This window comes from Niabella beijingensis (assembly GCF_020034665.1).
Lineage (GTDB): Bacteria > Bacteroidota > Bacteroidia > Chitinophagales > Chitinophagaceae > Niabella > Niabella beijingensis.
This window is the reverse complement of the sequence record NZ_JAIQDI010000001.1, coordinates 2,552,868-2,575,996: the sequence shown is the minus strand read 5'-3', so window position 1 is coordinate 2,575,996 and position 23,129 is coordinate 2,552,868. Positions and strand designations below refer to the sequence as shown.

Here is a 23,129-nt window from a genome sequence, read left to right as displayed (position 1 = left end):
CATGGGTACCCAAGAACAATTGCAGCTCGTTTGGGATACAATTGCACTACACACCATTATTGGTGCCTGTGGTTTTTCCAAAAAATATAGAAAAAAATGTCCCCTTTCCGGTGACTCACTCGTTATTAAACCAACCATTAATATTTTAAAACAAATGAAAGCTTTACATATCATTTCAAGTCCAAGGGGAGCCCAATCCTACAGTAGAAGATTAAGTACGGCAATTATTGAAAGACTATTGGAAAAAAACATCGTGAGAACTGTTATTGAACGGAACCTGATAGAGAAAATCCCGCCTCATTTAAATGAAACATTAATAGCGGAGTTTTATAAGGCCCCTGAAAAAATAAATACCAATCCGATGCTCGCATATGCAGATTCTATTTTTTGTGAAGTCAAAGAAGCAGATGTTGTCATTATTGGTACCCCTATGCATAACCTGGGGATTTCTGCTCCATTAAAAGCCTGGATTGATCAGTTAATTCGTTTTGGCATTACATATGGCTATGGCAAAGACGGAAAAAGAGAAGGCTATTTAAACGGTAAAAAAGTTTATTTGGCTATTGCTTCTGGTAGTAGGCTATCCGATTGGCCAGGAAACTTCGATTTTATAGAATCCTACATCAAAGCTGTTTTCAATACGTATTTGGGAATTACTGATATTTGTACATTTAGAGTAGAAGGTACGGCTTCTAACGAATTCAAGGAGGACTATAGAGAAATTATCAAAAACATAAAATAATATGAAAGAGTTTGCATTAATTTTTAGATTGAAAGATATTGCCGACTTCCAGCCTTCCCCCGAGCAAATGCAGGAAAGAATGAATTGGTTGGGAAGTATCGCTGCGCAAAACAAATTGGCAGATAAAGGCAATACGTTATTGCCAATTTTGGGTAGTGCAAAAACTGTAAAATCGGACAGTGTGATCACCGATGGCCCGTATACTGAAATCAAGGAATTTATTAGTGGTTATATCGTTGTAAAAGCGGATACCATTGATGAAGCGGTAGAGATGGCCAAAGAAAATCCAATCTTTAAAATTGGGGGCAATATAGAAATACGAGAGGTGTTAAAACGCGATTAATATTGGATAGGTCTGAATCACATAGCGAGTTATTACCGCATTTATTCAGGCAGGAATATGCTAAAATGACGGCTGTACTTTGTCTTCATTTTGGCTTGGCACATATTGAAATTGCTGAAGATATTCCCAGCGATACGTTTCTGAAAGCATCCGAACATTGGGCTATTTATGGTATACCTGATAACCCGACAGCATGGCTGTATACGGTGGCAAGGAATAAAATAAAGGACTATTTTAAACACAACTCTGTTTTTGAAAAGAAAATCAAAAGGGCTATATCGCTCAATGAAGTTGAGGTTGAGAAGGATTTAGAATTTGATCAGCAAATCATTGCAGACAGTCAACTGGCAATGATCTTTGCTGTATGTAATTCAACAAACTCGATAGAAGCCCAGATTTCATTGGCGCTTCAAATATTATGTGGTTTTAGTGTCGAAGAAATTGCCAATGCTTTTTTGACAAACAGCGGAACGATTAAGAAGCGGTTGCATAGGGCAAGAGTCTGCTTGCGGAATAATAATTTTCAAATTAACTATTTAACTGAAACTGAAATAAAAACAAGGCTGGATACGGTTGTAAAAACGCTGTATTTGCTTTTCAACGAGGGATATTTTTCCAAAACCAATAGTCAGTTAATCAGAAAAGAGCTTTGTTCCGAAGCCGTCAGATTAACATTAGTCTTAACTGAGAACAAATTAACCAATACACCCCAAGTAAATGCCATGCTTGCTTTGATGTATTTTCAAAGTTCGAGACTGAATGCAAGAACAAGCGTAAACGGAGAAGTCATTCTTTTTGACAAACAGGATAGAGGGCTTTGGGACAAGTCACTTATTGATAAGGGGAACTATTATCTAATCAATGCCTGCAATGATGAAGAAATTTCAAAGTATCACTTAGAGGCGGGTATAGCCTACTGGCATACGGTTTCCGAAAATGATAAGAAATGGGGGTGTATCCTGCAATTATACAATCAACTTTTACTTATTAAGTATTCATCCGTTGCCGCCCTGAACAGGGCTTTTGCTTTCTCTAAAGTATGTGGCGTTGAAGAGGCCATCAAAGAGGTGAAAAAGCTACGTCTTCCGGGAAGTAACTATTATCATGCATTATTGGGATATTTGTATTCCAATATAGACATCACTTTCTCAATTCAACATTATACGAGGGCAATTGATCTCACCAAATCTCAAATAGAAAAAGCGACACTAAAACAGGAAATTGATAGATTGATACAGCGGAGAAAAATGGAGCAGCGCTAAAAAAACGGTAGCTATATTGAAAAAATCACAGAAAAACTGAGCAAACTACAGTACGTATAGTTCAAGGATTAAAGAAGTAATAAACAAAGCAATAATAAACGGCAAGATCAAGTGGAGGAAAATTGCAAAACGAGCTATTCTATTTTTATTCCCTAGCTGCTGCATTTAAATACCCATTTGTCTGGCACTAATCTATCTGGCCAGCCGAAAAAAGAGATATAGAACCCAGGCGATCATAAGCAGGTGACTCTCTTTTGAACCACCGATAAAACCTCGGAATCGTTTTTTTCAAGACTGCTTGCGGAATTCCAGATTTAAGGATAAATGAATCACCGCTGCATATGATTTGAATATGAAAATACCGGTAAAATTGTTATATAAATGATCCCCAAACAAAACGAAAATCGAATATTCGCATAAAAATATTTGGCTCTGTTGAATATGAAAAAGTGCAAAGAAGAATACCACGGAATACAACTCCTGCTTACCCAGAAAAGATAGAATCTTTTGAGGTAACAGCAGGAGTTGTATTATCGTTTACTTTCTTTGCCTTTTCTGGTATAATACCGGCCAAAGGCTTGCTGGTTTCAGAGAAAATGACACCAGGTACCGGCTCATCCGGTTGGATACAGCCCTTCACACCCATGCAGCGTTATCTGGACAAAGTGGACCAAATTTATACCCGGAATCCCAAATTGAGGGACTCGGTTAGTGCAAAAGAGCAGGAGAATAAAAGGAGCTTAGAGCTGTTATTAGAAGCATCCCGTAAGGCAAAAGAGGCCGAAAAGCTAAAATCGGGGCCAGCAAGATTCAGCAAGGAGTTGAGCGCCAGGAATTGGATACTATTTGTATCTTAGAACTGGTGTTTTTCATAAAGTTAATAACCAACTTTTAAATGGCCGAATTATTGGCAAGCTTACATATACAGGATAGTTAAAACTACTCCTTTGGGAGTATTGTATATTCCCCAAAGTTGAATTAATTTTGAGATAAATATTTTTGATCTGTGAGGCATTGAGAGACGGCCTTACACAAATTATAAATCACTGGAAAACACTGTCTAAACTATAATTTCAAGCAGCGGTTATCTGGTAACATAAACCCCTCTACTTCCTCTCGGAGAATACAGCTGAAGCAGATGAACCCCCTAATTTAGCATGCGTTTCTAACGGCTTTATGGAAAAATAAAAAACTGCGTCAAATATCCTAAAAACATAATGAAAACAAACCTATTTCTTTTACTACTGGTTTGTCTTGCATCTGTACAAGCATCCAGCCAGAAAACAGGTCAAAAATTATTTATCAGCCTTTTACAAAAACATCTGGATTCACTTGAGCGATTTAATAGTTTTAGCGGTGCCGTTCTAATCGCCAAAAACGAAAAAATCCTTTTTGAAAAAGCTTATGGTTATTCAAACCGGTCTGATAGCATTCATAATAAAATAAACACCAAATTTAATCTGGCTTCAATGGGAAAAATGTTCACCGGAATTTGCATTATGCAACTGGTAGAAACCGGCAAGATAAATCTTAATGATAAAGTAGGTGTTTATATTCCTGATTTTCCTATGAAATCTGTTGCAGATTCGGTAACAATTTATCATTTACTTACGCACACTTCCGGCATGGGTAGTTTTTGGGAGGCGTATTTCAAATCCCCGCATGACAGATTTAAAGATCTGGCAGACTATGTACCATTATTTCAAGACCAACCGCTGTTGTTCAAACCCGGGCAGCGGTTTGAATACAGCAATGTCGGATACATTGTCCTGGGGCTTATCCTTGAGAAGGTAACCGGGAAAAATTATTTTGACTATGTAAAAGAAGCTATTTACAACCCTCTTGGAATGACGGATACGGATGCTTATGAGCTAGACAAAGCAATACCAAACCTGGCTATCGGGTATGAGATCTCTACCGACGAGCCGTATGTATGGAAAAACAATACTTATTTGAATGTTCTGAAAGGTAGCGCCGCCGGTGGCGGTTTTTCAACAGTAAGAGATATCTTAAAGTTCGCAACTGCATTACAGCAGTACAAATTGCTCGATCAAAAAAACACAGCATTAGTTACAACTGAAGTAGGCGCATCCGGATATGGATTGGGTTTTGAAGTCTTAACAATCAACGGGCATAAGATTTTTGGTCATACAGGTGCCTTCCCGGGCATCAAAAACGAATTGAAAATCTATAAAGACCTGGGATACACTGTTATCCTGTTAACCAATGGAGATAATATCAATTGGTGGGATGCCGACCTTTTTATTCAGGAACAATTGGTCGGATCTACCAACACTACTAACGATTACAATTTTACAGTCAATATAATAAAAAAGACGCTCTCAAAGGGTTACGACGAAGGTGTCCGGGCTAAAAGCGTTAACCCTCATAGTCGTATTTTTATGGAATATGTAGGTGAGATGGCAGGCAATAACATGCTGCATCGGGGAGAATTGAAAAAGGCGGTTGACATATTTAAACTGGATACCACCTTTTATCCAAAATCTCCGATTGCATTTAATGTTTTAGGGAATGCGTACCGGGTTTGGGGTGACAAGAAATCTGCTATTAAATGCTATAAAAGACATATTGAAAACAATCCCGGAGATACAAACGCCATTGAAAGGCTGGAAAAATATGTTCGAGAGTAAAAGATAAAATGAAGCAGACTCGGTTAAACTTTACCATAAGAAAATACTATCGGCTGGCCAATTTATGTATCACCAGGCCATGGAATTATTGCTAACAATCTTTATTAAATCCCAAACCGGGCAGGAACTGCATATTCACAATATCAATCATCTCAACCACTATTTAAGTTTTTTAATTCCGGGTATCGCGGAAAAGTTTGGGGGTATAACACAGGCGGTCATCATCTAACACAAGCCCTTTGATAATAAATTCCCGGAGGGTCTTAATTGCCCAAATACGGAACTGGGTTGCTTCATAACTATTTACGCGGTAACCAACAGCGATGATTGCATCAAGATGATAAACCTCAACATCGCGTGCAACCTCAGGGTTACCCTCTTTTTGAACTATTCGAATTTTTCGAATAGTTGTATCTTCCTGAAGCTCCCCGCTTCTGAATATCTCTTTTAAATGGTATTGACCTCTACCCCAAATAATTCGCTCATCCGTTTTTGCGTAAGCCAAAATGTTTCATCGTTGAAGATGACCTCAATTTTTACTACTCCATCTGGGCTGCTGTAAAAAAATGATATCATTTTGTTGAGGTGAGCTATTTTGTGTATTGTCAGGCAAGTCCCTTTTGGAAAAGTGTAAAAATAAAAAAAGGATTTTCCAAGTAATTTGAAAAATCCTTCTTGTTTGGCTCCCCCTGCTGGACTTGAACCAGCGACCCTCTGATTAACAGCCGCGATCAGGCTCTTTTTCTACTTTAATCAGAGTTAACGAAAACCGACTTAATCGTTTATATTTCAATTATTTATACTGACGCCGTAATTTCGAGTGAACCACAAATCAAGGTTTTTTAACCTTGATTTACTGGCAAATTACTGGCAAATTTTGAAGCGAGGGTATTTGTGAATTTGAAATAGAACAAGCCATGTCTGTATCTGTTGTTATTACACTTGACACCCGTAGAGTGAAAAAGAAAACGGGCACCTACCCTGTGAAATTATTGGTCACCAGCAATAGTGTGCCCAAGCGTTATCAAACCATCTTTGACCTTTCCGAACAGGAGTTTAACACGCTTTCTGCAAAGAACATGTCGGCGCACCTACGCACTGTACGCGACCAGTTAAAACAAATTGAACGCAAGGCAGAAGATGTAGCTACGGGACTATCCCCATTCACCTTTTCTGAATTTGAAAAAGATTATATCCTGAATAATCCTTCGTTCCACCAACGAAAAGCTATTAAGGAAACTACCGCATTGATCAACCATGAGTTCAATGAAGTAATGTATGATAACCGGTTCCCTATATTTCGCTTGCCCAAGCCGGAACCAGACTCTATACTTGCTACCTTTCTGTTTTATATCAGCAAATTGCTCAGCGAACACCGTATTCGTACAGCGGCCAATTACCAGACAACTTATAATACCATTGCCAAATTCAAAGGAAATGTGCGGTTTATCGACATAAATGTTGTTTACCTAAAAAGACTGGAAGCCTGGATGCTGGAATTGGGTTATTCCAAAACAACGGTAGGAATCTATACCCGTTGTCTGCGCGCCATCTTCAATGAAGCCATTTTCCAGGGAATTATCAAACGGGAAAAATGTTATCCTTTCGGCCGCAGGTTATATCAGCCGCCATCTTCCCGCAACATTAAAAAGGCGCTTACTTTAGAAGATGTAAGCAAAATTTATTATTATCAGCCGGAATGTGAACGGGAACGGAAAGCTAAGGATTTCTGGTTATTCTCCTACCTGGCTAACGGTATTAACCCCACAGATATTGCACATCTGAGATATAAAAATATTGATGGAGAGTACCTGATTTTTGAACGGGCAAAAACCGAAAACTCCACGCGGTTGGATCCCCGACCTATTACTGTTTTTATTACAGAGGATTTACAAAAAATAATGGATTACTGGGCCAATAAAGATAAAAGCCCCAGCAATTATATCTTTCCAATTCTTGAGCATAATATTACTCCATTGCGTCAGGTAGAATTAATTGAACTTTTCGTTCAGGCTATTAATGATTGGATGGCCAAGATTAGGAAAAAGCTGAACATCGAAAAGAAAGTTACTACTTACGTGGCAAGGCATACATTCTCCACCATCATGAAACGAGCCGGTGTAAGTACTTCTTTCATTCAGGAGTCATTAGGCCATACGAATATTAAAACAACGGAAAATTATCTGGATAGCTTTGAGAATAAGATAAAAAAAGAGTATGCAAGTCAATTAACAGCATTCAAGACTTTATGAGCGTTTTCTTCCAAACACGCGATACCCTCTTATATTTTTAAAAAAAGAAGTAACTTTATTCGAGGCCCGCCGGCCTTGATTGAGTCATTTTTCGCCATTCATTTAATACTTACACCTATGGACTGGAAAAGTATCGTTAACAATAACATGGTTTTAAGGAATATGTCCGCAGATCTGTTTGGGAGGTCTGAATATTCAACTACCCCAGGGCAGTTTACACCCTACTTCCAATATAAGGTCGGCCCGAAGCAAAATGATTACCTTCTGTATTTTCCGAAAGAACCTTTTTTAATGCGATATTATAACGAGTTTTTCAATAAACTATCAGGCTTAACGGGTTCTGATATTTACAAATACATCGAATTTCATTGGAGAGCTTATGACGACAAAGCAGATTTTCTCCGCTTTTTGCGTTATGAACTAAGTGACCGACTGAAAAAGAAACTCTCAGCGAATTACCGGCAGAAGTACCAAACTGCGATGGAGTGGGTTTTGGAAACAAAGGCAATATGGCAAACTGAACACGAAGCAGGTTTTAGACAAGAGATTGAAAAAAGCGTTCAGGAAATTCTGGATAAAAAACAAAACGCAACATCCATGGATTCAATAGCTCAACAAGTTGCTGAAAAAGTACAAGAGTACCTCAATAAAATTACTGACGCCGCCGAGGAAAAGCTAACTTCGGCTTTTGTAAAGTTACCATCTGCCAATATCGAGCTTAACAATCGCGCCCATGAAGAGAAGCTTATTCAGTTCTTTTTGCTTCTCAGAGATACAAAAGCGCCAGCTCATTTCGGAAAAACCGAACAACTTTTTAAACGATTTGCTGATATTGATATCGCATCTATTTTGCATCTTAATTTTGATAGCTATAGAGACAAAAAAGTCCCTACTCTTCAAAAATCTATAGGCCGATTAAACAGCCAAATGAAACCTAATCACCCCAAGATTAAAAAGCTATCGGAGGCGATGCAGGAGTTCTTTTACTAGCTTATAAAATGGATTGCATCGTTCTTCACAAAGATTCTGAAAATACCGCACTCTCTTTAGTTTTGTGTTTTAAACTAAATTGGAAACAGCCAGCCCTTGAAGGCTGGCTGTTTCTCAAGTGAGATCAACTTTAATACCGTGCTCTTAAACGAGTACCATTAAGATGTAATACTTCAGTTTTAATCAGCAATTTGGTAAGGGTATTCATCTAAGGCATTATACCACGGATTGGGTTGGAGTTCAATTTTCTTTTTTTGCCAATAAGACCCAATAGGATTAGGCCAAAGATCTGGTGTTTTTGTCAAGCGGTACATTAAATTACCCTCTATTAAAGCAATCGTCCCTTTATTGGAGTTTCTAACAGAACTATTTTCACTCCCCCACAAATATCCAAATCTGTCATCATTATATCCACCGTTTGTGGTAGTCAATTTTTTAATGTCAAATTTCAAAAAATTCGGAGCGTTCATAGGTATTCCAGCGGTGTTATCCTTATAAAAAGCCAGATAAACATTTGCCGTGTTTTCTTCAATTTCATCGCGCGTATTTGCATCATCAGGATTCACTGCATGATAAGTTCGAATGTTTGAGTTCCTGTACTCAACTCTTGCATAAGGCTTTTCGTAGGGGCCGTAATTAATATCAAAAGGAGCCTCTACATTCGTGTCATCAACCAGGTAGCGCAGCCTGAAACTAATCGGTATACCCGGATCATCTTTTGAATAGGTAGCATTTGCACTCAATGTCTCTATAAAGCCCTGTAATCCATTTACCACAATCGGCCGATCAGCACTAACCCCAATACCTGTCAACCTCACCTTTATATCCGCATTATTCAGGATGTCTTTTTCCTGCTGCGTCAGCTGTGTACCACCACCAACAACACCACCCAGTATGTTGATCTGTTTATTTACTATACTGTACAGGGTCGATGCATCCGTGCTTGATTCAATGGTCATTATACCCATTCTTCCATAAGTAACACTGCTCACATAATACGGGCTGTAACCTCCAAACACACTGCTCGTGTCAAGACCTGTCGGATCAAACAATTCACTGTAATCCGAAGGCACATCTACATCAATGGTAAAGTTTTGGTGGAAATACTTAATCTTAATTCCCGCATTACCCTGAATGTCATGGGAGCCGTTCTGTGAGGAGCTTCCTCCGCTTGCTATAAAAATATCGATATTCTTATTGTAGCCGTACAGGGTCTTCAATTCCTCATATACGTTAAAAGAATCCTTTTCAACTTGCAACCGGGCAGCGCCTACACGGCCGGGGTTCAGGTTCTCCAGGTCTGTAAGAGCCGTGCGTACAAAAGCCCGGTCGTTGCTCGGCCTTGCCATATAGGTTCTGGCAACTGCTCCGCTGCTCACAGGAAGACTGGTAGAAATATTAATTGGTCTTATATTGCCGGAAATCCCGGTTAACATCGCCGGGCTAAACGCTGTAGAACTGATACTCCTGCCATTTAAAATTGCTCCGGGGAAAATATTGAGGCTCATTGCCTGATCCTCCACTACAAACACATTGGATTTAAAGCTCTGCCGGTACATGATCGCATTCGGATCTTCATTGCCGCCGTTAATAGGATGAAAAATAATCCCAGGACCGGTGGGATAGGTTCCCATAATAGGATCTGGACCATCGCCCGGGTCACCATTCCTCTTTCTGCGTCCCAGCAGCCCGTTTGCATCGTTTGGATCGCTATACTTCGGCGTAGTAATGCTGAAAGATTTTAAATCTGCTTTTTTCAGATTTGCATACCAGCCGGGTTTCCCGGATTTAACATTCTCCGGAACTTCAGCAATATCGCGTTTGGTACAACCAACGCAATAGATCAGCAGTAGCAACATGGTTGCACGTACAATTCGATTCATCAAAATTTGTTTTAAATTATTATACTAACTAAATAGATCTTCCGAACATAATACTTTAGGCGCCTAATCCAGAAACCTGTAAAAGGAATATTATCGTTTTTTTAGCTTTAACTCCTGAACGTCTTTGATCATAACGCCAATTTCCTGCCTATTAAATAAATATTGTAAAGTCTCCAGCTTAGAATATGCAGGACTTGTGCTCTGGATAGTGCGGCTACTCTTTGCTTGAAAGTTTCCTGAATACCCAACAATCCATTGTATCGCCGGATCTTCAACTGATCCAAAATCATACTCGGGTGTGTCCCGAGTGGAGAAGTCAGCAATAAGCCCATCGAAGAAATCCCCGTCTCCATTAGCATTTTTATCCTGGTACATTGCCAGATAAAGCTTATAGTCATTCAACGTAATATCGAAAAAGCCAACTGGCTTACCATAAGTACGAACTGGAGAATCACTGCCATTAGTCACACCAACCAACTTAACATTCACATATGGTTTAAGTACATTAATTAATAACTCACTTGAGGAAGCAGTATATTTGCTCACGATAAAGTAAACGTTTTTTACCCCCTGTAATGGCCCTTCTTTCTCAAACCGAATTGTATTTGCAGCAATTCCGTAGTCAAAATCAAACAGCGTTACAATTTTACCATCAACAATAATCGGCTGGTTGTCATATCCCAAAAGGGGTTGATTAACCAAAATATCTGCTTTTCCATTTTGCATCATCTGATTATAATGCTCAGTAAACATTATAGCCCCATTTACTGTTTCCGGTACAATATTATTAGCAATATATTGTGCTGAATTTTGATACCCTCCACCATTATATCTAAGATCTATTATCAAGTCAGAAATTCCCTCTTTCTGAAATAAACTAAAGGCTGGTTGCAGGTATTGGCTTGTATTCTCCAGACTTGTAAACTCATTGTATGCCAAAAAGCCAAATTTTTTATTGCCATTTTTGATGATACTGTATTTCAATACCGGGTTTCGATCATAATCCCTTTGTCCAAGTTTTACCAACCTTTGATTACCGAGGTTATCTATAATCTCAAATTGTACAAATATTTCCTTCAATGCTGAAATCCAAAAATGGTAAAAGGCGTCTGAAATTTGAACCGGCTGATCACTAATCTTTGTAATCCGGTTACCTCTTTTAAGTCCCGCACGACCAGCTGCAGAATTGGGGTCCACATACAAAACGTAAATTTCAGAATTCCCTTTCACCACAAATGCCAAACCAAATGCGTTTTGAATATTATAATCCTTTTTGTGTCCATTTGCAGACAGATCATCTAATTGAGAAGTTGAGCCCCCGATAATTGCTGAATATTTAGGAGATAATGGTGAAAACAAATTCTCCTCATAGCTTTTTCCTGTTTGAGGATTTATGGCAAATCTGGATAATTCAAATATTTCATTTCGATAACCCTCAATTGCATCTATCCCTTTTTGATAGAATCTTTTGGGATTAAATTTTTTATACTCAGGAAGTTGCTCATTCCACAAATAAATCTGAGATGCGTATAAATAAATCGAGTCAAGCATATTCAAAACCTGCTTATTATCAGGGTTTGAATTATTGTTTATCAAATCGCGCTTCTTGCAGGAGCAAACAAACACCAGCAGGCATATAGAACTAAAAGAGAAGAAAGTTTTAAACTTTAATAACATCCGAATGTTCATGCGGTTCGTTTTTTCTATATCCTTCGAAAACCTTTCATAAGTTGCCCTGCCTTTCAATATTCATTATTCCCATAAAGTCTATGGTATTATGGAATAATAATCACTTGGAATTAACTGATAATAAATTTCGTCCTTAGTAGAATTGGCTTCTGATCCGTAGATCGCATGATAATAAAAAGTGAAATTGCCAATGTAATAGATCGATGATTTCAGCTTGTTATAGAATTCGTACGGGCCTTCAGTGCGATGACTATACGATGGAAGATAATTATTGTATGATGTTGTATTAACAACTTTTTCATACTTGACAGAAAGGAAATTAGGAACCCCAGTATATGGAGAAGCTCCCAGCCTATCTTTAAAGAAGCTAACAAATAAATCTGCCCTTCTGTAAAAAGGATTGCCCGTTTGTTCACTATAGCTTCCATTGTGCATTTTAACGTATGGCTTATCAAAGGGGCCGTAATTAATATCAAAAGGAGCCTCTACATTCGTGTCATCAACCAGGTAGCGCAGCCTGAAACTAATCGGTATACCCGGATCATCTTTTGAATAGGTAGCATTTGCACTCAATGTCTCTATAAAGCCCTGTAATCCATTTACCACAATCGGCCGATCAGCACTAACCCCAATACCTGTCAACCTCACCTTTATATCCGCATTATTCAGGATGTCTTTTTCCTGCTGCGTCAGCTGTGTACCACCACCAACAACACCACCCAGTATGTTGATCTGTTTATTTACTATACTGTACAGGGTCGATGCATCCGTGCTTGATTCAATGGTCATTATACCCATTCTTCCATAAGTAACACTGCTCACATAATACGGGCTGTAACCTCCAAACACACTGCTCGTGTCAAGACCTGTCGGATCAAACAATTCACTGTAATCCGAAGGCACATCTACATCAATGGTAAAGTTTTGCTGGAAAAACTTAATCTTAATTCCCGCATTACCCTGAATGTCATGGGAGCCGTTCTGTGAGGAGCTTCCTCCGCTTGCTATAAAAATATCGATATTCTTATTGTAGCCGTACAGGGTCTTCAATTCCTCATATACGTTAAAAGAATCCTTTTCAACTTGCAACCGGGCAGCGCCTACACGGCCGGGGTTCAGGTTCTCCAGGTCTGTAAGAGCCGTGCGTACAAAAGCCCGGTCGTTGCTCGGCCTTGCCATATAGGTTCTGGCAACTGCTCCGCTGCTCACAGGAAGACTGGTAGAAATATTAATTGGTCTTATATTGCCGGAAATCCCGGTTAACATCGCCGGGCTAAACGCTGTAGAACTGATACTCCTGCCATTTAAAATTGCTCCGGGGAAAATATTGAGGCTCATTGCCTGATCCTCCACTACAAACACATTGGATTTAAAGCTCTGCCGGTACATGATCGCATTCGGATCTTCATTGCCGCCGTTAATAGGATGAAAAATAATCCCAGGACCGGTGGGATAGGTTCCCATAATAGGATCTGGACCATCGCCCGGGTCACCATTCCTCTTTCTGCGTCCCAGCAGCCCGTTTGCATCGTTTGGATCGCTATACTTCGGCGTAGTAATGCTGAAAGATTTTAAATCTGCTTTTTTCAGATTTGCATACCAGCCGGGTTTCCCGGATTTAACATTCTCCGGAACTTCAGCAATATCGCGTTTGGTACAACCAACGCAATAGATCAGCAGTAGCAACATGGTTGCACGTACAATTCGATTCATCTTGTATTATCTTAGATTATTTAAGTGTTAATCATTCAATTAGGTAAATTCAAAATTTTTTGCTCATAAACAGAGCTGGTATTCATTATCCGTTAAACTGGTCTGCCGGCATACCGCTATTTAAATAAAAATGATGTTCAACTTTTCTCACTAATCCACCTCCATTATCATAAACAGAATAGTTAACTTTTACTTTATCATTTACTATGCTGTAGTCATCAATTTTGATAGTGTATCCAGAGGGAAGTTTTTCAACAGCTTTCAAATCGACCTGCCAAATTTTAGGCTTTATTCCATTTATATACTGATCCTCCCAACTGGTAAGAATTGCATTCCGAGAAATAACGCCTGAGCTGTTTCCTGCTATTCCTGTAAGAATATAGTCAGTTTCATTAACAGGAATATAATGATAATAGGAAGTCGGAAAGTACGCGTAATTTAAATCAATATCCTTTTTAAAGCGCACAGTAAAATCCTTATTATAACAAACCAATTCTGTGCCCCGGCTGCCCAATTCGCCACCACGCAGATCGTTATCGATCCCTTCCCGTATCAAAACTGAACCATTATACCACTGCACGATAGCCCCATTAAACATTGCACACCCTACGTCAATTTTAGAGCGCACCTTATAAAGCCTTACAAACACCTGTGTCGATTTTAGATTTACATTAGTAATAACCTGGGAATAACGCGGTTTGCCATTATCTAAATCATCGTCATAATTTATAAACACAGCAATAGTTGCTTCGTCACTATTAATTCGTTTGTTCGGCGCAGTCAATTCGAATGCAATCTTGAATTTGTCCTTGATAAACTGAAGCGAATCAACTTGGTCGTAGGAATGTGTCAATATTACGTTTCCTGAAGGGCCTTTAATATGCAACTCCAGCTTATCATTGTAAGTTACAACATAGCTGTACTGATTACCCGAACTATCCTTCTTTACCTCAGATTGCCATTTATCCTTTTTAGATTCAGCCACTGTATCCTTGCTCTTATCACAGGAAGCGAAAAATATTGTACCAAGAGTAAGGGCCATTAAAGCAAAAAATGAACTTTTCATGCATTTATATATTTAATTGGGAAAATCAAGCTGAAATACGGTTTTGAATTTACTATTATCCTTCAAATACTTTGCCGTAAAAGAAATAGGAACACCGGGGTCCAGTGCTGTAAATGAGCCCAGGCTTTCCGAAATAAAATCAGACAGACTTTCTGCTCCAGGATTAATCAGCAACTGAGTTATAGAGGCTCCATTCGGGCTTCCTAACAAGTACAAAGTAATTCTGCTGGACTCAACCAGTGTTTTTTCCTCCATTGTTAATGATTCTTGAGTTTTATTAAACAGCTTTTTCACTAGTTTCTCAAACACCATTTGAGTTTGATAACTGTTGTTATTGGTTTCTATCAACAAGAAGCCAAAACGACCATAAGTAACTGAATTAATATACACAGGAGAAACACCCTCAAGAGTACCGGCCGGTAGCGAGGCCACATCTAACAACTCTCCCTCCAGGGGATCTTCCATATAATATTGAAAGTTCTTAACAGTATAAGTTGCTATAAGACCTGTTGAGTAGTCCGTACGTCCTGAAGTATTATTAAAAGAGGTGTTCACTGAGGAAAATAATCGCTTTTCATTTAAATTGTAACCATATGACAACTTGGTTTCATTAAAGTAAGAGAAAGCAGAAGACGCGAACAGAAAATCCAGAAGCTGCGTTCCCACAAACCCAGGATCCATTAGTGCATCGCGTAAAAAAATGCGGCTACCAGACAAAGATGGAGATGCAATACTACCATACCCCTTTCCCGAAGGAAATGTTACGCCAACCTGAATCGGCTTTTTAGTATAGCCCTTTAACGGAGCAAAATCCCCGGTACTAATTGAAGCTGATTTAATAATTGACCCCGGATATACGTAGGATTCGTTATCGGGAGTAACAATCATCTCATCGGATTCGTAGAAGGACGACTTTCCTAAACCATAGGACCAGCTACTGTCTCTTAGAAACAAAAGCGTATTAAGTTTCTTTGACGCAATAATCTCATCCAAAAATTTTCTGCTTTTACTGATAATTACCGGGTTGAAAGTTTCAATCTTTAGATCCTTAAAGTGGTCTGCCAATAGCTTTCGGTTGCCAGTGTTTTTTTCCTCTTTAACATGTGCCGGGATTAAATCTTTTTTTTGACAACCAAACAAAGAGAAAAGGAGCGCTAATAAAATAATACTTTTTCGCATAAACTTAAAAACTGATAAAATCATAAGATACCATTGTTAATAAAATCCTATAGCGCTCCTTTTTGAACAAAGCACACTACATTCTATTGCTAATTCGAGACATTGACCTGGAACGGATTCCTGAATGTTCCAAAATCGCTCAGATAGTTTAATGTATAATACAAGGGTACACCAGGACTTTCAGGAGAGAAGCCGCCACTCTTAGCAATAACTTCCGCAAAACCGGCCAGACCTCCCGTTACAGCCTGAACGGTAGATTTTCCGTCAACCCCAATTACATAAACATAAACTTTAGAGTTTTCAATAGTTTCTCTTTGCTCTTTTGTAAGACGAAGACCCAGTGTGATGCTGAAATTATTCCCAAGTTTACTTGAATCACCAGCAACTAAACTACTTACCATTTCCGCAGACAATGTTAAGGCCACGCTTAAAGTCTTTCGCACCATATCGTATGAAGAATCCGATTCCATAATAAAAATACCTTTTCTACCATAGGTAACAGAGCTAACGATTAACGGATCGTATCCACCAAACTGCCCCATATCAACTGTTGGTTTCAAGAAGGGTTCGTAAATGGGGGGTTCGATGTTTACAGCAAAATTTTCTTGAATAAATTCTGCTCTTACCTTCGTTTTTTGCATTCCCGCAGCAGACGTATCAAGATAACTTACATCCAGGATATTACCAACCTTCAGGTTCGCGCCAAATGATTTTTTCAGCTCCTCAGTTTTTTTGAACTGGTTCATTTCGTAAGTAAACGATTGCACCTGTGTTCCTGTTCCAGCCTTTAAGGCGGCCCGTATATAAGAGGCATCCTGTATTGGCGACGGCATCACAGTTCTGTAAATACTATCAGTTGGGAAGTTCGCGTACATCGTAATTGGGTTCCGGTCGGTTATTGGTATTCTCAAAGGAGTGAAGTTTTCTACATCTACCGCCTGGTCCCCGCGCAATATTGCACCTAAATACAATTTCATCCTGGTTTCCGGGAGGATTGCCGGAATCTCAGTCGATTCATAGAACGAAGTTTTTCCGGCATTATTGGGCCACAAACTATCTCTCAAAAAAGTTATTGTATTTTGCTTTTTTTGATTAAAAACACCTTGCGCAGTAGAATTATCCATTAAATTAAAAACGGTTGGTTTATACTGATACCGTTTAAGATTCATGAACTGGGTGCCGTTCTTCAGCCCATCTGGGTTGGCCTTTTGTACATCCATTCTTTTTGAACAGGAGACCAACACAGCAATCGCCATCACAAGCAGGGAATACTTTTTCATTGGAAGTTAAATTTTTATTGTTTGTTTAAAATATGAGCATTTAAAAAGATGGTTAGCAACGGATAAGACAACAGTTTTTTGATTCTATAATGATTCTCAACATGTTAGCATTCGAAAAACATTGGTTAAAGGTCCATGTGCTGTTAATTCAATATTTAACTTATTGAATTCTCCATCAATTCAAACGCAAAAGTATAGTCTGCAAAATTTTGAATAGAGTAATACTAAAGTTTTCTTAAATATTTTACTCTTTTGAGTAGCTGCCGCCCAACATGAACGGTCCCTTGTCACCAATTTTCGTGACAAGGGCTTCATTATCCTTTAAAAAAATCAAAGGTTCTTACTTAATTTTGACTCTGCAATATTAGTTTTTCCCAATGTAAATAAACACCCAGGAGGGAAGAGCCATTACTAGCCGATCAAATTATTTAATTATGAACCGCTATTCGAGAAACAGCCTTTATATATCTGAAGCAGAACAAGCACGTCTGAAATCCACCCAAATTCTAATCGCTGGTTGTGGAATCGGCAGTAACATTGCAGAGTGCTCGCTCAGGCTTGGCTTTGAGAACCTTTGCCTCATAGACGGTGACACTGTCGAACTTTCTAACCTAAACCGTCAAAATTACCACTCCTATGACATAGCCCATTATAAGGCTGAAGCATTGGAGGATCGATTAAAAAAAATCAATCCGGAGGCTAATATAAAAATCATGTCATCTTACATTACAAACGATAATATTGATACTTTCATCCAAAGACAAACTATTGCCATCAATGCATTGGATTTTACATCATCTGTACCATTTCTCTTCGATACACTCTGCCAGGAAAGGAGTATTCCAATTTTACACCCCTATAATTTTGGTTGGGGCGCATTGATATTTGTAGTACTTCCCAATGGTCAAAATTTAACTACGATTTCATCTGACCCTATTGGTTTTGAAAAAAAAGTAGCTGCTTATTTACTTAACCACTTAAAGGGAAAACAAAAGGAATGGGTTAGCTCTATTTTGGACCGTTATGAGAAAACGGGCAGCAATATTCCTCCTCCTCAGTTAGCTGTTGGCTCCTGGTTGGCTGCGGGTGCCTGCACAAACCTTCTATATAACATTGCAGTAAACAAACCTATAAGATCCTTTCCTGATTTTTATTTTTTGACTGCAAACGAATAATTGTTTTAAATGATGGAATGGTTTGCTGCAGCGGCAATAGCTTCTGAAATGTTTTTTGCATTTAGCTTCTTTAAGATATTTTTTCTGTGAAATTTGACTGTATCAAGTGAGATAAACAGACGTTCTGCCATCTCCCCCATTGTAACTCCCTGACCGGACATAATTAAAACCTCTTTTTCCTTCTTATTCAATTTTACCTTTTCACGTTCAATCCATTTATTGGCGGTCATATCAAATTCATAATACGTATTTGCCGCTCGTTTAGAAATCTCAATGTTTCCAGAATGACGATGTGATGAAAGAGATACCAGACATAAGGCGATCCAGATATTTGCATCCCTATCTAGCAGAAGTGGAGTTAATTTATGGTTAATTAAAATAGTTCTTTGAGTAGATTGCATTAAATGAAAATCATAGGAAATGGAATAGTCCGTTTTTTCATCGCTGGGGATATTATTGTAAAAATGAAATCCAGCTTCATTTATCTTTAGCAACAATTCAAGATCACTCATTGGCACATTTTGAAGATAAAAAAGATAGCCTTCTCTTAATACCTGTGCCGGGGTTTTCCCGCATAAAAAAATCGGATTATCAGAAACATACGCAAACCCCCGTGTATAATAATCGATCAAATAGATACTCTGATAGGTGACTAAAGACATTGATCGCACGCACTGTATGTATGGTTTTACTTTTGTGTAATCTAAATTATGACTGTTTTCTTGCAACTTAATTGGTCGAAAGAAATCATTTACGCTGATTCCCATAACGCGAAGTTTTTCAAAGTTTCAATACCAATTTAAACTATTTTTTTGATTTAAACTACCCTTTTGAGGGTTTTTTAAGGCCTTGTAATTGACTTTCCATCTGAATGTCTTCCCTTTGCATAGATTTCTTTTACTTAAACTACATTTCGTATGAATCGATTAGAATTTAACCTATTAAAAAAAAAACCTTTACAAGCTGGCCGAATTTATTGTTAATGAGAATTACAGCCAACATTCAAAAACTGCCTTAAATGTTGATGCGTACCGACAGTCTCTATTCAATGTATTGCAGGAAGACGCTTCAGTATTTGATTGTTCATGTTTTTTCACAGCTCTTTTAAATTCCCAAATAGTTGGTTCTGTTAAAGTTACAAAGTGGGATGGATTAATATCACTTCCCATTGAAACTATGTTTAAAATCGACGTATTGAATTTTTCCAGACAAAATAATTACCGGGAGATCTGGCATATCGGGCGATTCGCAGTTTCCAGAACTGAAAAAGACGGAGCGAAGCTTTTAAAACAACTTATTGCTTTGGCAATTTATCCAATATGCGAAAAGAACGGCGCGGTAATGGTCGCCGAATGCGATAAAAAATTCGTAAGAGGTCTCAATCTTCTGGGGATAAAAACAAAACAGCTAGGCCCCGGAATTGAATATTTAGGATCAGAAACCATACCTATTTATTCAACAAGTGAATGGTTACGAGAATTTTTATATGCTACTCCCAATTTTGAACACGTAGCAAAGTTTTATGAAACCAATGGTCTTTTTAATGATCAGCTTAACAATGATAAATATGACCTGCTTAAAATATCTGCATAACAGAAGTATATTATTCATCAAACTGATAAACCTTTGATGATACATATTCATAATCAATACATAGCAAGGCAAAAAAGCATTTTAAAAGTTTCTCATAAGCAGTTAGTTTTGGTTTAGCCTCCTGTTTCTACAGGAGGCTACTTTTCATTAGATTTGAGTGTCGCAATTGCCTCAAAAAGGATGAATCGATTTCGTTTTTGATGGGTACTTTTTTTTTGGCACCAAAAACCCCTATAAACCTACAAATAATCAAATTGCGCGTATTAAGGAAAAGCTAAAGACGCTAACAAGTTAGCTTGATAGTACCAAGATGATATTGGGGCGCAAAAGTATTATTATAGACTAAATAAATGCCTACCTATTGAGGATCTCCGGAAGTTTGAAGCAGTACAAAACGTTGAAATTGGATCCAACACTTGTCACGCAGGAGCGTTATTCAATGTTTTTTCTATCCAATTATTCGTTTCCTCCACCAGTAATGGGATTATATTCGTTTTTCCTGCTTTAAAAGAGTGATCCGCGCCTTCAAATCTCACAAGGGTTGCCTTTTTTAAGGATTTACATACGGGTTCAATTAACGCCCACATAGCCAAAGCGTCTTTGCTTCCTTGTAAGAAAAGTGTAGGAATTTTGAGCGTTTTCAGATGGTCTGCCCGATCCGTAGAAGGTTTGCTGGAAGGGTGTAGTGGAAATCCGTAAAAGATAATTCCTTTAACCGCGCTCTTCGGATAGGCCGATAGATATTGTGAACTCATTCTTCCTCCAAACGATTTTCCAGCGACAAATAACGGTAGTTTAGGATGCAATTCATGGGCTTTTGTTATTGCCGAAGCTATTGTCTGGTGGGCCGCAGGTGGGGAATCTGGACGTCTCTTCTTGTTTTCGGAAAAGGGGAAATTAAACCGAAAGCTAGCAATACCTGCTTTTGAGAGTGCGGTAGCCAGGCCCTCCATAAATGAATGGTCCATGCCCGCACCTGCGCCATGGGCCAACGTCAACATACATTTGGGGTTCGCCGGAGCCATATATTTTGCAGACACTACACCAATTTCCTTAGAAATGAATAGTTTGAATATTTTTGTACTCATTGTGGAATTAAAGTTACAAGATGTCTGCGGTTTTGCTTTACTCCAAAAGAATGAAAGTGCTTTTTGTTAGAAAATTCAGTAGCTCTCTTATCCAATACCTGATAAAAATATAGCCCTATTGTTCCCACAGTGAATACTATCAACTTTAGCGGAAGACTACATATCACAATTAACTATTCTTAATCAGTTCCTATTCAATGGGTTCAAATACACGATTCATCGTGCATTGACTTTGCCTTTTTTCTAACCCATCTTGCCTCCATAAAACGAATTTTTATGGATACAGTTTTTTTACCTAATGAAGGAGACTTCCGCCGGTGGATCAGGGAAGCCGTGAAAGAATGCCTGGAAAATATTCCCGCACCCGCTAATCAAACGAGTGAAGAAGGCGAGCCATTGCTAAACCGGAAAGAGATCGCTGGCATGTTCCGGATTTCCTTGGTGACCCTGCATGATTGGATGAATCGCGGCTTGCCATTTCATAAACAAGGCGGCCGGGTTTATTTTATCCGGTCAGAAGTGCTGGAATATGTGAAACAAAAAAAGAACATTCATTATCAACCGAATGAAAAATGAAACGCATTACTACAACTGACGCAAAACAAATCGACCTGGTCGATTATCTTGAATCTCTGGGATTTTATCCTGATACCCGGGTGAGCCGTAACCAGGAATATTGGTATTTATCCCCTCTGCCGGGAAGAAATGAAAATAGTCCTTCCTTTAAAGTTGATCGGAGAAAAGGCCTGTGGTATGATCATGGAGTTGGCAAAGGCGGCAGCATTATTGATTTTTGTATGCAATATCACCGCTGTGGTATCACTGACGCATTGAACAAATTACAGGATTTTCTTTCTTTTCATCGCAGCCCAGTTCAAAATCTAACGGTTCCGGTTAGCGCTCCATTTCTTGACAAAGAGAAAAAGATCCGGGTAGTTTCCATAGGCTCAATTGTATCACCGGCGCTTATCACTTACCTGGAACAGCGGAAGATACCGCTCGAAATAGCACGGGAATATTGCCGGGAGGTGCAATATGAGCTCAACACCCGAAAATATTACGCTATAGGTTTTGGCAATGATGCCGGGGGTTACGAGTTGCGTAATGCATACTTTAAAGGAAGCGTGGCGCCTAAAAGCGTATCCTTTTTGAACAACCGCGCTGAGGAGATCAGTGTTTTTGAAGGTTTTTTTGATTTCCAAACCTATGCTGCCATTCAAAAAACAGCGATCACTAATACAAACATTTTGGTGCTCAACTCCCTGGCTTTTCTTGAAAAAGCCCGGCCGGTGATGGAGCAGCATACTTCCATATACCTATACCTGGATCGTGATAACGCCGGACAAAAATGTACGACTCAGCTTGTAAAAGAAAATTCAAAATATAAAGATCATAGCCTGCTTTATGAGGGCTATGCTGATCTGAACGAATGGCTGACCCGGCAAAACCTTTCCCTTCACAAGCAGGGGTTGGAAAAAAATGAACCCGAAGAAATTGCCCGCCCCGCTCAAAAACGGGGTATGGGTCTCGGCAGATAGTGAAACATTTTTAATCAATAAAATAAAAACAATGACAGATTTTAAGAAAAGAGTATTGTATTTAAATTCAGGAAAACAGATCCGGTTTTATGGCGACAGTATGGCTATAGGGCCCGGTTTGCAGATCGGGGAAGGTACTGCTCCGACAATTTTTGCCTACATAGAATCGCAAAATGTCGGAGGCAGTGTGGACGCGGCTACCACGTCTTCCTCAAACCAACAGAAAAAGACCACCGGAGGTGCTGTACAAAATCCATTCAGTTTAACAAATGCGGATCTCCACGAAATTGCCGATTACAACATCCAGTTATGGATGAACTTAAAGAATAATCTCCGCAAATATGGTGTAGATAATCCGAAAGTTTTTAACAGGGATGAGCTGCGGTAATACAGCAACTGCCAATTTTTCCGCCGGGAATTATTGCAGAAAAGAAATACTCTCGGGAATTATAAAAAGGCGATTAAGCCAGTAACATAGCCCTCCTTAATCCCCATCGGAGGGAATGGCAAGGTGTACCAATTGTTGCACATTGGCTCCTTGCTGTTTAACTCCGAAGTCGTAACAGTTGAATACCCTTTAAAGCACCCTACAGCAAATAAAATGACGAACATTTTGAGCGATCAAATACAGGAAAACCTCTTCGACGTTGAGGTAGCCAGCAATGTTTTGGTAATACCAAAACGG

Annotated in this window: 21 protein-coding genes; 12 read left to right on the top strand and 9 right to left on the bottom strand. The window is 38.9% G+C overall.

The window, feature by feature from the left end:
• The first annotated feature begins 1 nt into the window (after window position 1).
• The 5 genes from K7B07_RS10765 to K7B07_RS10745 all read left to right on the top strand — a co-directional run bounded on the left by K7B07_RS10765 (window position 2) and on the right by K7B07_RS10745 (window position 4,998).
• The gene (locus K7B07_RS10765) at window positions 2-742 is read left to right on the top strand and encodes an FMN-dependent NADH-azoreductase (protein ID WP_223709526.1); all 741 of its coding nucleotides are present in this window, start codon (window positions 2-4) and stop codon (window positions 740-742) included.
• 1 nt (window position 743) lies between these two features.
• Complete coding sequence (locus tag K7B07_RS10760; RefSeq protein WP_223709525.1) at window positions 744-1,085, top strand: YciI family protein; 342 nt, start codon at window positions 744-746, stop codon at window positions 1,083-1,085.
• Between the two features lie 2 nt (window positions 1,086-1,087).
• Window positions 1,088-2,347, top strand: a complete 1,260-nt coding sequence (locus K7B07_RS10755) for an RNA polymerase sigma factor (protein WP_223709524.1) — start codon at window positions 1,088-1,090, stop codon at window positions 2,345-2,347.
• Window positions 2,348-2,796: 449 nt separating this feature from the next.
• Window positions 2,797-3,204 carry a hypothetical protein gene (locus K7B07_RS10750; protein ID WP_223709523.1) on the top strand — a complete coding sequence of 136 codons (408 nt, stop codon included), beginning with the start codon at window positions 2,797-2,799 and terminating at the stop codon, window positions 3,202-3,204.
• A 360-nt stretch (window positions 3,205-3,564) separates the two neighbouring features.
• The gene (locus K7B07_RS10745; RefSeq protein ID WP_223709522.1) at window positions 3,565-4,998 is read left to right on the top strand and encodes a serine hydrolase; all 1,434 of its coding nucleotides are present in this window, start codon (window positions 3,565-3,567) and stop codon (window positions 4,996-4,998) included.
• Between the two features lie 172 nt (window positions 4,999-5,170).
• Here the strand turns inward: K7B07_RS10745 and rhuM are convergent, their stop codons facing one another.
• On the bottom strand, window positions 5,171-5,503 hold the full coding sequence (gene rhuM / locus K7B07_RS10740; RefSeq protein WP_223709521.1) for a RhuM family protein: 333 nt from the start codon (window positions 5,501-5,503) through the stop codon (window positions 5,171-5,173).
• 451 nt (window positions 5,504-5,954) lie between these two features.
• Between rhuM and K7B07_RS10735 the strand changes: the two genes are divergently transcribed.
• Entirely contained in the window at window positions 5,955-7,250 is a 1,296-nt protein-coding gene (locus K7B07_RS10735; protein WP_223709520.1) for a tyrosine-type recombinase/integrase, read from the top strand.
• A 117-nt stretch (window positions 7,251-7,367) separates the two neighbouring features.
• Entirely contained in the window at window positions 7,368-8,240 is an 873-nt protein-coding gene (locus tag K7B07_RS10730) for a hypothetical protein (protein ID WP_223709519.1), read from the top strand.
• A gap of 179 nt (window positions 8,241-8,419) precedes the next feature.
• On the opposite strand, the gene K7B07_RS10725 is transcribed toward K7B07_RS10730, so the two are convergent.
• The 6 genes from K7B07_RS10725 to K7B07_RS10700 form a co-directional block, all read right to left on the bottom strand.
• Window positions 8,420-10,123: a thiol-activated cytolysin family protein gene (locus K7B07_RS10725; RefSeq protein WP_223709518.1), complete on the bottom strand. Its 1,704-nt coding sequence runs from the start codon at window positions 10,121-10,123 to the stop codon at window positions 8,420-8,422.
• A gap of 90 nt (window positions 10,124-10,213) precedes the next feature.
• On the bottom strand, window positions 10,214-11,812 hold the full coding sequence (locus tag K7B07_RS10720) for a S41 family peptidase (protein ID WP_223709517.1): 1,599 nt from the start codon (window positions 11,810-11,812) through the stop codon (window positions 10,214-10,216).
• Between the two features lie 78 nt (window positions 11,813-11,890).
• Window positions 11,891-13,525, bottom strand: a complete 1,635-nt coding sequence (locus tag K7B07_RS10715) for a thiol-activated cytolysin family protein (RefSeq protein ID WP_223709516.1) — start codon at window positions 13,523-13,525, stop codon at window positions 11,891-11,893.
• Window positions 13,526-13,610: 85 nt separating this feature from the next.
• Window positions 13,611-14,591, bottom strand: coding sequence for a hypothetical protein (locus K7B07_RS10710; RefSeq protein WP_223709515.1), 981 nt, complete (start codon window positions 14,589-14,591; stop codon window positions 13,611-13,613).
• 12 nt (window positions 14,592-14,603) lie between these two features.
• On the bottom strand, window positions 14,604-15,794 hold the full coding sequence (locus K7B07_RS10705; protein ID WP_223709514.1) for a thiol-activated cytolysin family protein: 1,191 nt from the start codon (window positions 15,792-15,794) through the stop codon (window positions 14,604-14,606).
• 65 nt (window positions 15,795-15,859) lie between these two features.
• The gene (locus tag K7B07_RS10700; RefSeq protein WP_223709513.1) at window positions 15,860-17,050 is read right to left on the bottom strand and encodes a thiol-activated cytolysin family protein; all 1,191 of its coding nucleotides are present in this window, start codon (window positions 17,048-17,050) and stop codon (window positions 15,860-15,862) included.
• A gap of 434 nt (window positions 17,051-17,484) precedes the next feature.
• Between K7B07_RS10700 and K7B07_RS10695 the strand changes: the two genes are divergently transcribed.
• Window positions 17,485-18,225, top strand: coding sequence for a ThiF family adenylyltransferase (locus K7B07_RS10695; RefSeq protein WP_223709512.1), 741 nt, complete (start codon window positions 17,485-17,487; stop codon window positions 18,223-18,225).
• A gap of 5 nt (window positions 18,226-18,230) precedes the next feature.
• Here K7B07_RS10695 and K7B07_RS10690 read toward each other — a convergent pair whose 3' ends face one another.
• A complete protein-coding gene (locus K7B07_RS10690; protein ID WP_223709511.1) occupies window positions 18,231-18,992 on the bottom strand; it encodes a helix-turn-helix transcriptional regulator in 762 nt (253 codons plus the stop codon).
• 286 nt (window positions 18,993-19,278) lie between these two features.
• Between K7B07_RS10690 and K7B07_RS10685 the strand changes: the two genes are divergently transcribed.
• Complete coding sequence (locus K7B07_RS10685; RefSeq protein ID WP_223709510.1) at window positions 19,279-19,818, top strand: hypothetical protein; 540 nt, start codon at window positions 19,279-19,281, stop codon at window positions 19,816-19,818.
• 419 nt (window positions 19,819-20,237) lie between these two features.
• Here K7B07_RS10685 and K7B07_RS10680 read toward each other — a convergent pair whose 3' ends face one another.
• Entirely contained in the window at window positions 20,238-20,906 is a 669-nt protein-coding gene (locus K7B07_RS10680; RefSeq protein WP_223709509.1) for an alpha/beta hydrolase family protein, read from the bottom strand.
• A 276-nt stretch (window positions 20,907-21,182) separates the two neighbouring features.
• Here K7B07_RS10680 and K7B07_RS10675 point away from each other — a divergent pair, with 276 nt between their 5' ends.
• The 3 genes from K7B07_RS10675 to K7B07_RS10665 are packed head-to-tail and all read left to right on the top strand — an operon-like array spanning window position 21,183 to window position 22,832.
• The gene (locus K7B07_RS10675) at window positions 21,183-21,482 is read left to right on the top strand and encodes a helix-turn-helix domain-containing protein (protein WP_223709508.1); all 300 of its coding nucleotides are present in this window, start codon (window positions 21,183-21,185) and stop codon (window positions 21,480-21,482) included.
• Complete coding sequence (locus K7B07_RS10670; protein ID WP_223709507.1) at window positions 21,479-22,444, top strand: toprim domain-containing protein; 966 nt, start codon at window positions 21,479-21,481, stop codon at window positions 22,442-22,444. Before K7B07_RS10675 ends, K7B07_RS10670 begins: the two co-directional genes overlap by 4 nt.
• A 31-nt stretch (window positions 22,445-22,475) precedes the next feature.
• The gene (locus K7B07_RS10665; protein ID WP_223709506.1) at window positions 22,476-22,832 is read left to right on the top strand and encodes a hypothetical protein; all 357 of its coding nucleotides are present in this window, start codon (window positions 22,476-22,478) and stop codon (window positions 22,830-22,832) included.
• Window positions 22,833-23,129: the final 297 nt, after the last annotated feature.